Consider the following 12,726-nt stretch of genomic DNA (forward strand, 5'->3'; position numbering starts at 1 on the left):
ATGAAAGCGCGTGAAGTTAATTTCGATGGCCTGGTGGGTTTGACCCACCATTACGCCGGGCTTTCTTTCGGTAATGAAGCATCAACCCGACACCAGTTCCGCGTTTCCAACCCAAAGCTTGCCGCGAAGCAAGGTTTGCTGAAGATGAAAGCGCTGGCGGATGCGGGTTTTGCGCAAGGTGTCATTCCACCGCAAGAGCGGCCGAATATTCCGCTGCTGCGCCAGCTGGGTTTTAGCGGCAGCGATGAACAGATTATTGAGCGTGTCGCAAAACAGGCACCACAGCTGCTGTCAGCGGTAAGCTCGGCTTCCTCAATGTGGGTGGCAAACGCCGCGACGGTCAGCCCGTCTGCGGACAGTCTCGATGGCAAAGTCCATTTCACCGTGGCGAACCTGAATAACAAGTTCCACCGTGCAAGCGAAGCACCGACCACGGAAAACGTATTGCGGGCTATCTTCCGCAACGAACAGTATTTTTCTGTTCATGGCGCATTGCCGCAGGTGGCGATGTTTGGCGACGAAGGGGCGGCGAACCATAACCGCCTCGGTGGAGCTTATGGTGAGCCATCAACACAGTTGTTTGTTTATGGGCGTGAAGAGGCACAAGCTGGGCTGGTGCCTGCTCGCTACCCGGCGCGCCAGACGCTGGAGGCAAGCCAGGCTGTCGTCAGGCTTAACCAGGTGAACCCAGACTTAGTGGTTTACGCACAACAAAACCCGATGGTTATCGACCAGGGCGTGTTCCACAACGACGTGATTGCGGTGTCGAACCGCCAGGTATTTTTCTGCCATGAGCAGGCATTTCTTCATCAACATGCGTTATACGAGCAGTTGCGTGTTAAAGTGCCCGGATTCACGCCTATTGAAGTTCCCGCAAATAAAGTTTCAGTGGCCGATGCGGTCGCAACTTATCTGTTTAACAGCCAGTTATTAAGCCGTGACGATGGCAGCATGACGCTGATTTTGCCAGAAGAGTCCCGCCAGCATGCAGGGGTCTGGCATTATCTCAACGAAGTGCTGGCAGCCGATAACCCAATCAGCGAACTCAAAGTGTTTGACCTGCGCGAAAGCATGGCAAATGGCGGTGGCCCGGCATGTTTACGCCTGCGAGTTGTACTGAACGAAGCGGAACAAAAAGCGTTAAACCCAGCAGTGATGATGAACGAAACGTTGTTTGTCACACTCAATAATTGGGTCGACCGCTGGTATCGCGACCAACTGACGCAGGCCGATTTAGCCGACCCACAATTATTGCGAGAAGGGCGTGAAGCACTCGATGAGCTGACGCATATACTAGACTTAGGTTCTGTTTATCCGTTTCAGCATGAGTAGACTATCTTATTTGCCATTTTGGCCTCGGGCAGTGCTGCTGTCCGTGACCAAAGTGACGGCATCGATAACGTCTACTGGTTAGTTTAATACTGGAGGCTCAATGTTGGATTTTTTGGCGCAAACCCTGGCGGGTAAAGTGCCAACCCAAACTGCAGGAAAAAATAGCCATCTTCGTTGGCAATGGTGGGACGAGGGGATTCTGGCACTGACTCCGCACCAGTCCGTTGAAAAAACACTGGTGCTGTCGGCGGGTGTTCACGGTAATGAAACCGCACCGGTCGAAATACTCGCACAGGTGGTGGATAGCCTGCTTGCCGGAGAGCTTGAATTACAGTGGCGTTTGCTGGTGATTTTGGGTAACCCGGCAGCACTGCGCAGTAATCAGCGTTTTCAACACAGCGATATGAACCGCATGTTTGGCGGACGCTGGCAGCAGTTCCCGGAAAGTATTGAAACTCAGCGCGCCTGTCGCCTTGAACATGCTGTAGATCTCTTTCTTGCTGAAAGCGAAGAGACAATCTGCTGGCACCTTGATATGCACACCGCGATTCGCAGCTCGTATCACCCGCGTTTTGGCGTATTACCGGCACGCACCACACCTTACGATGAAGCATTCCTTTCCTGGCTGGGTTGTGCGGGTTTACAGGCTCTGGTGTTCCATCAGTCGCCGGGCGGCACTTTTACCCATTTCAGCAGCGAACATTTCAATGCGCTGAGTTGCACACTTGAGTTGGGCAAAGCACAACCCTTTGGCGAAAACGATCTCAGCCAGTTCGACGTGACTAAGCAGGCATTGCAGGCGCTCCTGAGTGGCGAAACGTCACCTTGTGCTGAAAGTGCTCCGCTGCGCTATAAAGTGGCGCAGCAGATTACCCGCCACAGCGACGCTTTTGTGCTGCACATGTCAGCTCAAACACAAAACTTCACCGCGTTCCCCAAAGGGACGTTGCTGGCAGAAGATGGCGATACGCGTTATGTGGTGAAGGAGGATATCGAGTTTGTTTTATTCCCGAACCCGAATGTTGCCACTGGCCTGCGGGCAGGTTTGATGTTGCGCGAGATTTAACCCCATCATACTTTAAGCGGCAGGTGCGTTGAATGCGCCTGCAACTTGAACTATTCAGACGAGATATTAGTAGGCAAAATAATAATATCCAGATAATTCTTAATCGATGCTTTCTTCGACATTCTAATTACTATACACTCTCTTCATAATTCCTTTTAAATCAGTGTGTTGTTATATTTTGTTTCAATTTTTTCCTGTTTTATCCTTATTCTCTTCATAATTGCTGCATTTTTGTTATTTACCCTTTCAATGCTTTACCGATGCGTACTATTACTTGACGCACAACGCCGTAAACTTAATTTCGTCAACGCGGCATACTCGTCGCAGAAAAATCCAAATTATGATGAAGGATAATATTATGCGTAAATTAACAGCTCTGTTTGTTGCTTCAACTCTGGCTCTGGGCGCGGCGAATCTGGCTCATGCTGCCGACACCACTACTGCGGCAAAAACCGATGCACCAATGATGCATAAAGGTATGCGCGGCGGTCACCACGATATGATGTTTAAGGATTTAAACCTGACTGACGCACAGAAACAGCAAGTGCGCGATATTATGAAAGAGCAGCGCGGCAAAATGGACCGCCCTTCAGTAGAAGAACGCCGTGCGGCACACAGCATTATTGCCAGCGATAGCTTCGATAAGGCTAAAGCGCAGGCTCAGGTTGATAAAATGGCCGAGCAGAACAAAGCTCGCATGATGGCGCACATGGAAACTCAGAATAAGATCTACAACATTCTGACGCCGGAACAGAAAAAACAATTTAATGCCAATTTTGAGAAGCGTCTGACAGAACGCCCTCAGCATGAAGGTAAAATGCCTGCTGATCAGGAATAACCGATCAACTGACTTAAGACCGCCGGTCTTGTCCACAATAGCGATATCGCAGTGGACAGGACCGGCGGTTTTCTTCTTTTTGTCGGATGTCGCTGCGCTAATCCGACCTACGAAAAATGGTTTGTAGGGGGGATTAGCCGCAGGCGACATCCACCATTTTGAATATCAGGCAATATGCTGCGCGCTACTCAACATCGAGCGAATAAGCTGCTCAAGCAAAGGTTGCAACTGCTCTGCACGAGATCCATTCCACGCGAATGGCGGCTGCTCATCCATATAATTACACTGCGCAAGCTCCAACTGCACCGCATGAACGCCCTGCGAGGGTTGCCCGTAAGCACGGGTGATATACCCACCTTTGAAACGACCGTTCGCCACCCAGCTAAATTGTTTTTGCGATGCCGCACACGCCACAAGATGCTCTTCGATAAGCTCATCACAACTCTTGCCACTGTTTGTGCCGAAATTTAGGTCAGGCAATTTCCCCTCGAACAAACGTGGAATATGGCTGGCGATAGAATGGGCGTCGAACAACAGCGCGTAGCCATGTTCCGCTTTCATTCTTTCCAGCTCACTTTGTAATTGCTGGTGGTAAGGCTGCCAGATTGTATCAAGCGCTGCTTTGCGCTGCTCCGGCCGGGGCTCTTTACCCGGGATAAACACAGGCGTTCCATCAAACAACGTTTCGGGGTACAAGCCAGTAGTCGCCGTGGTGTAGAGCGGTTTGTCATCGGCCGGGCGGTTTAAATCAATCACCATGCGCGAATAATTGCCGACAATCACACTCGCCCCAAGTGCGCGTGCAAATTCATAAAGCTCTGGAATATGCCAGTCAGTATCGGGCAATGGCTTTGCCGCATCGCTGAGGGCTACTTCAACTTCTGGTGTTAACGCGGTGCCTGCGTGGGGAATACTGATAAGGAGCGGAAGTTTCCCACGGCTGAAATTAAAGGGTGCTGTCACGTTTCTCTCCCTGATAAATAACGGTGCAGGGCAATTGCCCTCCTAACCAATAGACCAGTTCTGCCGGGCGTGCCACAGACCAGTGCACAAAGTTGGCAACTTTTCCGCACTCAAGACTGCCATGACTTGCACGGATACCCAGAGCCTGCGCGGCATGAAGCGTGACGCCTGCCAGCGCTTCTTCAGGCGTCAGGCCAAACAGCGTACATGCCATATTGAGCATTAACCGTAGCGATAACGCAGGTGATGTTCCCGGGTTTGCATCGCTGGCGACGGCCATGGGTACGCCATGTTTGCGAAATGCCGCCACCGGGGGATGCTGCTTTTCACGTAACAGATAAAACGCGCCCGGCAATAGAACGGCCACAGTGTTTTCAGCCGCCATCGCCTGTGCGTCGGCCTCTGTTGCATATTCTAGATGGTCGGCTGATAGCGCCTGATAACGTGCGGCCAGGCTGCTTCCCGCCAGCGCAGAAAGTTGTTCAGCGTGAAGTTTTACCGGTAAGCCCAGTTCGCGAGCGGCAGCAAATACTTTTTCGGTTTGCGCCGGGGTGAAAGCCAGGTGTTCACAAAATGCATCGACGGCATCGGCCAGTTTTTCTTGTGCCACGCGGGGCAATAATTGTTCGCACACCACTTCGACCCATTTATCGCCATCACCGCTAAATTCAGGTGGCACCGCGTGCGCCGCAAGGCAGGTGGCATAAACTTCGACGGGCAGCGTTTCCCCAAGTTTGCGGATAACGCGCAGCATTTTAATTTCGTTGTCGATATCCAGCCCGTAGCCTGACTTAATCTCAACCGTCGTAACGCCTTCTTGCAGCAAGTGTTGCAGACGTTGGCGCGCGCTGTTCAATAACTCATCTTCATGCGCATTGCGCGTACTGCGAACGGTGGAAATAATGCCACCGCCACGCGCGGCAATTTCTGCGTAACTCATGCCATTCAGGCGCATTTCAAATTCTGCACTGCGGTCGCCACCAAATACCAGATGGGTATGGCAGTCGATAAAACCGGGCGTGATGATACCGCCGTTAAAATGATGATGGGCTTGGGCGGTGATATCGGGGAGTTCGCAACGCGCACCCAGCCAGACTATTTTCCCTTGATGCACCGCGATGACGCCGTCTTCAATTGCGTGGTACTGCCCGTCTTTCATCGTGACAAGCGTGGCACCGCTCCACAGGCTGTCAATGCTGCGCGGGTAAGTCATGATATTCTCCATATCAGGTTGTATAGACAATCATCTACAAGCTAGCGCAGCATTGTTTGTTGAGCAACTCCACCATAGCCAATGCTTCACACAAAACATCATTTTGTCGCCTGCGGCACAATTTTTTGGCAAACGTAGAACAGGTTGAAAATTTGGTTTGCGTTAATGTGAATTAATCGCTAAATCATTGGCATCGCAAAAGAAGGAATCCAATATATGCCAGCATTTTTTGCTCCAGTTGTGATGCTCCCACAGGGTTGGGGGCACAACGTGCGCATCACCGTCAATGAACAAGGGAATATCACTCATGTTGATGCTGGCGCTTCCGGGGAGGGGGCCACATTGCTTCCGGGCATCGTGATTCCTTCTGTCTCGAACCTGCACTCTCATGCGTTTCAGCGGGTGATGGCGGGGCTGACCGAAGTGGCAGGTGACCCGCAAGACAGTTTCTGGACGTGGCGTGATGTGATGTACCGCATGGTACAGAAATTGTCGCCTGAGCAAGTGGGTGCCATTGCCACCCATTTATATATTGATATGCTCAAGGGTGGTTACACGCAGGTCGCAGAATTTCATTATTTACATCATGACGTTAACGGGAAACCGTATGCATCTGGTGATTTGATGCTACAGCAATTGTTGATTGCTGCCGATAACTGCGGGATAGGGCAAACGCTATTGCCGGTGCTGTACAGCCATTCGGGTTTTGGTGCGCAACCGCCGCAACCCGGGCAGAAAAGATTTATCCAGGATGTCGATCGTTATTTGCGCCAACAGCAGGCGTTGGGCAATGCATTACGTCGCTATCCGCGCATTAATCACGGCCTGTGCTTCCACTCTTTAAGAGCCGTGACGCAGGAGCAAATGGAAGATGTGCTGGAAGCGAGCGATTACCGCCTGCCGGTACACATTCATATTGCGGAGCAGGAAAAAGAGGTCAACGACTGTGTCGCCTGGAGCGGTGAACGCCCGGTGGAATGGCTCTATAACCGCTTTGCAGTAGACGAGCGCTGGTGCCTGGTTCACGCCACGCATTTGTCGGCTGAAGAGTTGACCCAAATTGTTGAAAGCCGCTCAGTGGCAGGGCTTTGCCCAACGACGGAAGCGAACCTCGGTGACGGTATTTTCCCGGCGACGAACTTTATCGCCCAGGGTGGACACTGGGGCATCGGTTCTGACAGCCATGTTTCGGTCAGTGCGCTGGAAGAATTACGCTGGCTTGAGTACGCGCAACGCCTGCGCGACAAACGCCGCAACCGTATCGTGCTGCCGGAACTGCCGCAGGTTGGCGAAGTGTTATGGCGCCAGGCCGCAGTGGGTGGTGCACAAGCCTGTGGCGTGACAATGGGGATGATTGCCCCAGGTCAGCGCGCCGACTGGCTGGTATTAGAACGTGATTCATGGTTGGCACATATTGAAGATTATGCGCTGCTCAACCGCTGGTTGTTTGGTGGCAGAAGCGGACAAATTAGAGACGTGTGGGTGGCAGGAAAGCAGGTGATATCTGACGGGCAGCACCCGCTCGATGAACATAGCAACACACAGTTTGCGCAGGTGATGCGCACCCTTCAGGAGTGGTGATGGAATTCTTTGATATACGGAAAGTACCCGTCAGCTTGTGGCGTAACGGGGCCGGAGAAACCCGAGAAATTTGCTGCTTTCCGCCTGCAACGCGTGATTTTAACTGGCGTGCCAGTATCGCTTCCATCGCCAGTAGCGGCGAGTTTTCGGCTTTCCCGCAGGTAGACCGTGTCATCACCTTGCTTGAAGGGGGGGAGGTGGTTCTGGATGCCGGAAAGGCGTTTCGTCATACCCTAAAGCACTTTCAGCCTTTTGCTTTTGCCGGGGATTACACGGTAAAAGCCGAGCTGAAACAGGGTATGTCGATGGATTTTAATATCATGACGCGCCGTGACCGTTGCCGCGCCAAAGTGCGGGTGGCTGACCGCACATTTACCACGTTTGCGCCGCGTGGCGGCATTGTTTATGTGCTCAGCGGTGAGTGGCAACTTGGCGATAAACTGCTGACGCCGGAGCAGGGCGCATGGTGGCAAGATGGCCGCCACACTTTGCGCCTGTTGAAGTCGGAAGGAAAACTGTTGTTTAGCGAAATCACTTACCTCTAAGTATCCGATTAAGTCCCTGAAAAACTCCCCACCAACTGATACCGTGAGCCCGGATACAACAGCCGGGCTACCGTCACTACCTGCGAGTGATGCCAGGTGCGGCGCTGAATCAACAGACACGGCTGGCTGGCTGTGACCTCAAGCAAACCCTGCTGCGTTTCATCCGCCAATACTGCTTCCACGATATGTTCACCCGATGTCAGCGGCGCAACCTTGCTCAAATAATGGTGCGGGGTTATCAGGCGGAAATCTTGTTGCAGGTAGTCTGCGGCAAGCGCCGGGTTCACATAACGGGTTTCCAGTTGCACCGCCATATCATTGTCGTAATGAACCAGTTGCGAGTAAAACAGCGCTTCGCCGACGTTGACTGAAAATGCGTGGGCGAGTTTTTCGTCCGCTTTAACCTGCTCAAGCGCCACCACCTGATTGCGATAATGGTGGCCGCGAGCGGTAATCTCTTCGGCAATACTGCCGACCTCCAGCATTGCGGTATGGCCTTTTTGTTCTGCAACAAAGGTGCCGACACCCTGCATCCGCACCAGCCAACCTTCGCCGGTCAATTCACGAAGCGCGCGGTTAATCGTCATTCGGCTGACATTCAGCGCATTCACCAGTTCGGTTTCCGACGGCACCCGTTGGTGGGCCAGCCATTTTCCACTGCGTATCTGGCTGATGATTCCTTGTTTGACCCGCAAATAAATCGGCGCGGGTAAATCACTGATGGCGGCGCGCAGTTGGGCCAGAGGTTGTGTCTCAGACATCTGTTGTCCCTTATTTTGAGGTAGAAGCGCGATCCCGCTCACTGTTCAATAAAAATTTCCTATGACCTGCTGGCGGACATTTGGGTTTATTAGTTAGGTTGTATATACAACTCTATACGTTCACATGAATTGATGCCATCAGGATGTCATTATGTCGATGCAAAAAGTGTCGCTGCAAAAAAAGCTGTGCTGTCTTACACCGGGGCGCGTAACGCTCGCCACACTGCGTGAAATCTACCACGGAACGGTCACTCTGAGCCTGGATTCTCAGGCCATTGAAGCCGTTGTTAAAGCGCAACAAACCGTTGAGGCTATCGTCAACCACGGTGATGTGGTTTACGGCATTAATACGGGTTTTGGCAAACTGGCGCAAACCACCATTGCAAAAGACCACCTGGCCGAATTGCAACGCAACCTGGTACTTTCGCACAGCGTAGGGCTGGGGAAACCGTTGCCTGACGACGTGGTGCGCCTGGTGATGGCGAGCAAAATTATCAGCCTGGCACGTGGTCATTCCGGTGTGCGCATGGCGGTGATTGAGAGTTTATTGCAGCTGTTTAACGCAGGTGTCATGCCAGTGATCCCAGAAAAAGGCTCGGTCGGCGCATCCGGCGACCTCGCGCCATTAGCGCATCTTTCGCTGATGTTATTGGGCGAGGGAAATGTGCGTATCAATGGCGAAGAAATTCCAGCGGTTGCCGGGCTAAAAATTGCCGGCGTCGAGCCGTTAGTGCTTGGGCCAAAAGAAGGGCTGGCGCTGTTAAACGGCACCCAGGTTTCGACTGCACTGGCGCTGCGTGGGCTGTTTGAAGGCGAAAAAGTCTTTGGTGCCGGCCTGGTTGCGGGTGCTTTATCGCTCGAAGCGATTAAAGGCTCGGTGAAACCCTTTGATGCGCGTATTCATGAAGCACGTGGGCAGACCGGGCAAATCGACGTTGCGGCTGCGGTAAGAGCATTATTGGCTGACAGCCAAATTGTCGATTCCCATCAGCATTGCGGGCGCGTGCAGGACCCGTATTCCATTCGCTGTGTGCCGCAAGTGATGGGCGCATGCCTTGATAACCTACGCCATGCGGCGCGTGTGCTGCAAATCGAAGCCAACGCTGCGTCGGATAACCCGCTGGTGTTTAGCGACACTGGTGAAGTGATTTCTGGCGGTAACTTCCACGCCGAACCCGTGGCCTTTGCCGCCGATATTATCGCGCTGGCCGTGGCTGAAATTGGCGCAATCTCTGAACGCCGCCTCGCATTGTTACTTGATACCGGGCTTTCTGGCCTGCCGCCATTCCTGGTGAAAGAGGGCGGAATTAACTCCGGCTTTATGATTGCCCAGGTGACAGCCGCAGCCCTTGCATCGGAAAACAAATCGCTGGCGCATCCGGGGAGTGTTGACAGCCTGCCAACGTCGGCAAACCAGGAAGATCACGTTTCCATGGCGACTTACGCCGCTCGCCGCCTGGGAGACATGTGCTTTAACACCGCCGCAGTGGTGGGAATTGAAGCGATGGCCGCCGCCCAGGGGATCGAGTTTTCACGCCCGTTGCGTAGCTCGCCAATCATGGAGCAGGTTTTTAGCGGCGTGCGTGAACGTGTGGCGTTCCTCGATAAAGATCGCCTGCTGGCACCTGATATCGAAAGCATGTGCCAGTGGGGAGCCAGCGGTGAATTACCTGCGGTGATTACTCAACTCTTTCCTTCTACGTCGGCCTGATGCCGGGAGCCACCACAATGACTGAATCTGTAAAACAGGCGGTAGCCCGCACGGTACGCGCTCCGCATGGCAGCACATTGCACTGCGAAAACTGGTTGATCGAAGCGGCTTATCGCATGATCCAAAACAACCTCGATCCGGATGTCGCCGAGCGTCCGGAAGATCTGGTGGTGTACGGCGGGATCGGGAAAGCGGCGCGTAACTGGGAATGCTTCGAGCAGATCCTGGCCTCGCTGCGTACGCTCAAAGCCGATGAAACGCTGCTGGTGCAATCCGGTAAGCCGGTCGGTATTTTCCGCACCCACGCTGACGCACCGCGCGTTTTGATAGCTAACTCCAACCTCGTGCCACACTGGGCGACCTGGGATCATTTCCATGAGCTCGATAAAGCCGGGCTGATGATGTATGGCCAGATGACCGCGGGCTCATGGATTTACATCGGTGCGCAGGGCATTGTGCAGGGTACGTTTGAAACCTTCGCCGAAGCCGGGCGTCAGCACTACGGTGGTGATTTACGCGGAAAATGGATACTTACCGCAGGTCTTGGTGGAATGGGTGGCGCACAGCCACTGGCAGGCGTTCTGGCAGGCGCATCGGTGTTAGCCATTGAGTGCCAGGAGTCACGCATCGATTTCCGCCTGCGTACCCGTTATCTCGACTATAAAGCGACAAGTCTTGATGAAGCGCTGGCGATGATCGAACAGGCCAATGCGCAGAAAAAAGCGATCTCTGTTGGGCTGCTGGGTAACGCTGCTGAATTGCTTCCGGAGCTGGTAAAACGTGCCAAAGCGGGCGGTATTAAGCCTGATATCGTGACCGACCAGACTTCGGCCCATGATCCGATAAACGGTTATTTGCCGTTGGGCTGGACGCTGGAACGCTGGCACAGTGAGCGTGCCTCACAACCGAAAGCCGTGGAAAAAGCCGCACGAGCCTCTATGGCGGTGCACGTTCAGGCGATGCTAGATTTCTGGGAAATGGGTGTGCCGACGGTGGATTACGGTAATAACATCCGCCAGGTGGCGTTAGATGAAGGCGTGGAAAATGCCTTTGATTTCCCGGGGTTTGTTCCGGCCTATATTCGCCCGCTGTTCTGCGAAGGCAAAGGGCCGTTCCGTTGGGTCGCGCTTTCGGGTGACCCGGAAGATATTGCTAAAACCGACGCGAAGCTCAAAGAGCTGTTCCCGGATAACCAGAACCTGCACCGCTGGCTGGATATGGCGCAGGAGCGTATTGCTTTCCAGGGCTTACCGGCGCGTATTTGCTGGCTGGGACTGGGCGAGCGCCACCTTGCTGGGCTGGCGTTCAACGAAATGGTGCGAAATGGCGAGCTGAAAGCGCCAGTGGTTATCGGGCGCGACCATCTGGACTGTGGTTCTGTGGCTTCGCCAAACCGTGAAACGGAATCCATGAAAGATGGCTCTGATGCGGTTTCCGACTGGCCATTGCTCAACGCGCTGCTAAATACCGCAGGCGGGGCGACCTGGGTGAGTTTGCACCATGGTGGGGGGGTAGGCATGGGCTTCTCGCAACATGCTGGTGTGGTGATTGTGGCCGATGGTACGCCAGAAGCTGCCGTGCGCTTAGGCCGCGTGTTGTGGAATGACCCGGCAACCGGCGTGATGCGCCACGCCGATGCGGGCTATGAGAGTGCGATTGAATGCGCGCATCGCCATGATTTAAAACTTCCGATGACTAAAACTCATAACGCAAAATAATTCGAGTTGCAGCCAACACCGCTGCGGCTCGAAGTATGAAGCGTTAGCTATAGCGGCGGGTTGCGAGCCAACATAACAATGACCCGCCGACTACCATAATCACACCCTGCCAGAACGCCCAACCCGGATGCAAACCCAACCACAAACTCGCCATTAACGCCGATAACACTGGCGTAAAATACGAGGCTGTCGCCAGCAACGTCATGTTCCCGCGCTGAATGCCGTGATTCCAGGCCGAGTAGGCCACTGCCGTTGAAACACCCATAAATAGAAGTTGCAGTGTCGAAGGTAGCGTAAAGTGAATCGGCGCTTCGCTAACGAAAACGAACTTCACCCACAACACGATGGCGGTGGCGCAAAAAAACAGCGAGACACCATTTTTCCCGTGACTCCAGCGGCGTGTCACGTTGCAGTACAGCGCCCAAATTAACGCGGCGGCAAAAGCCAGTCCATATGCCAGCGGGTTATCGAGAATGTTGTGCCACATCTGAAGCGGCGACCAGTCGCCATCACCTTTCATCACCTGAACGATGCCAGCAAGTGACAGCGCAAGCCCCGGCCAGAGCCATAAATTGCTGCGTTGCTGGTTGATAAACAGCGCCAGCAAGATGGTCAGACTCGGCCACAAATAGTTAATCATCCCCAGTTCCAGCGACTGGCTACGGCTGTGTGCCAGCCCAATGGCCAGTGCGAGGCTGATTTCATAAGTGACGAATAACGTGCCGCCTATCCACAAATAGCGAGACGGGATTTCACGAACTTTCGGTAAGCCGCGCACCAGGCACAGGCAAACTGCGCTGACGGTATAAATCAGTGCGGCGCCACTCACGGGGCCAAAGTGTTCGCTGATACTGCGCAGTAAACCAACCGAGGTGCTCCAGAGGAGGATCGCCAGCAGGCCAAAGGCCGTGGCGCGTTTTGCAGAGCTGTCCATGAGTTTCCAGATAAATATTGTCGGATGTCGCTGCGCTAATCCGACCTACAAAAATGTAGCGACA

General features: G+C 53.5%; 11 protein-coding genes. 7 read left to right on the forward strand and 4 right to left on the reverse strand.

The window, feature by feature from the left end; genetic code table 11:
- The 3 genes from astB (at window position 1) to spy (ending at window position 3,236) form a co-directional block, all read left to right on the forward strand.
- Complete coding sequence (gene astB, locus M975_RS05590; RefSeq protein WP_064557878.1) at window positions 1–1,332, forward strand: N-succinylarginine dihydrolase; 1,332 nt, start codon at window positions 1–3, stop codon at window positions 1,330–1,332.
- A 100-nt stretch (window positions 1,333–1,432) separates the two neighbouring features.
- Window positions 1,433–2,398, forward strand: a complete 966-nt coding sequence (gene astE / locus M975_RS05595) for a succinylglutamate desuccinylase (RefSeq protein WP_064557879.1) — start codon at window positions 1,433–1,435, stop codon at window positions 2,396–2,398.
- Between the two features lie 358 nt (window positions 2,399–2,756).
- Window positions 2,757–3,236: an ATP-independent periplasmic protein-refolding chaperone Spy gene (gene spy, locus M975_RS05600; protein WP_064557880.1), complete on the forward strand. Its 480-nt coding sequence runs from the start codon at window positions 2,757–2,759 to the stop codon at window positions 3,234–3,236.
- Between the two features lie 165 nt (window positions 3,237–3,401).
- Here the strand turns inward: spy and hutG are convergent, their stop codons facing one another.
- Both hutG and hutI read right to left on the reverse strand, forming a co-directional pair.
- The gene (gene hutG, locus M975_RS05605; RefSeq protein WP_064557881.1) at window positions 3,402–4,199 is read right to left on the reverse strand and encodes an N-formylglutamate deformylase; all 798 of its coding nucleotides are present in this window, start codon (window positions 4,197–4,199) and stop codon (window positions 3,402–3,404) included.
- On the reverse strand, window positions 4,183–5,412 hold the full coding sequence (gene hutI, locus M975_RS05610; protein ID WP_064557882.1) for an imidazolonepropionase: 1,230 nt from the start codon (window positions 5,410–5,412) through the stop codon (window positions 4,183–4,185). Before hutI ends, hutG begins: the two co-directional genes overlap by 17 nt.
- Window positions 5,413–5,628: 216 nt before the next feature.
- On the opposite strand from hutI, the gene M975_RS05615 reads away from it, so the two are divergent.
- Window positions 5,629–6,993 (forward strand): formimidoylglutamate deiminase, encoded by a 1,365-nt coding sequence (locus M975_RS05615; protein ID WP_064557883.1) that lies wholly within the window; start codon window positions 5,629–5,631, stop codon window positions 6,991–6,993.
- A complete protein-coding gene (ves, locus tag M975_RS05620; protein ID WP_064557884.1) occupies window positions 6,993–7,538 on the forward strand; it encodes an environmental stress-induced protein Ves in 546 nt (181 codons plus the stop codon). The genes M975_RS05615 and ves overlap by 1 nt, the downstream gene beginning before the upstream one ends.
- 8 nt (window positions 7,539–7,546) lie before the next feature.
- Here the strand turns inward: ves and hutC are convergent, their stop codons facing one another.
- Entirely contained in the window at window positions 7,547–8,299 is a 753-nt protein-coding gene (hutC, locus tag M975_RS05625; RefSeq protein WP_064557885.1) for a histidine utilization transcriptional repressor HutC, read from the reverse strand.
- A gap of 151 nt (window positions 8,300–8,450) precedes the next feature.
- Between hutC and hutH the strand changes: the two genes are divergently transcribed.
- Complete coding sequence (gene hutH / locus M975_RS05630; protein ID WP_064557886.1) at window positions 8,451–10,010, forward strand: histidine ammonia-lyase; 1,560 nt, start codon at window positions 8,451–8,453, stop codon at window positions 10,008–10,010.
- A 17-nt stretch (window positions 10,011–10,027) separates the two neighbouring features.
- Window positions 10,028–11,728 (forward strand): urocanate hydratase, encoded by a 1,701-nt coding sequence (hutU, locus tag M975_RS05635; protein WP_064557887.1) that lies wholly within the window; start codon window positions 10,028–10,030, stop codon window positions 11,726–11,728.
- Window positions 11,729–11,771: 43 nt separating this feature from the next.
- On the opposite strand, the gene yddG is transcribed toward hutU, so the two are convergent.
- Window positions 11,772–12,662 (reverse strand): aromatic amino acid DMT transporter YddG, encoded by an 891-nt coding sequence (gene yddG / locus M975_RS05640; RefSeq protein WP_064557888.1) that lies wholly within the window; start codon window positions 12,660–12,662, stop codon window positions 11,772–11,774.
- Between the last annotated feature and the right edge of the window lie 64 nt (window positions 12,663–12,726).

Source organism: Buttiauxella brennerae ATCC 51605 (assembly GCF_001654925.1).
GTDB lineage: Bacteria > Pseudomonadota > Gammaproteobacteria > Enterobacterales > Enterobacteriaceae > Buttiauxella > Buttiauxella brennerae.